Annotated in this window: 1 protein-coding gene; it reads left to right on the forward strand. The window is 61.0% G+C overall.

Going from position 1 to position 287, the window contains the following annotated elements:
- Positions 1-287: hypothetical protein (locus tag IRZ77_RS26735; RefSeq protein ID WP_196174644.1), on the forward strand; the 287-nt coding region annotated here is incomplete at both ends.

Raw genomic sequence — 287 nt, forward strand, 5'->3', positions numbered from 1 at the left:
CTGGCAGTCGATGATCGACCAGGTTGGCGATCTGTATGCGCGGCACTATGCCAAGCGGGCGTTTCAGCAGATCGGCTACTACGACTATGACGCGACCTCCCCTGTTTCGGTGGAGTACTTCATCCAGATGATGGCCGCCTGCCTGGCCGGCGGGCCCACTGAAACCTTGCCGCAGGAGGGTCAGCCGCTCGGGATTACCCAGCATATCTGGCAGCAGCTGCTGGAAGACGACCGCAGCCTGCTTTACCAGGCACTGCTGGCCAAGAACCAGAAGCTGATGCAGCAGG

It is taken from the genome of Pseudomonas pudica, from assembly GCF_015680405.1.
Taxonomy (GTDB): Bacteria; Pseudomonadota; Gammaproteobacteria; order Pseudomonadales; family Pseudomonadaceae; genus Aquipseudomonas; species Aquipseudomonas pudica.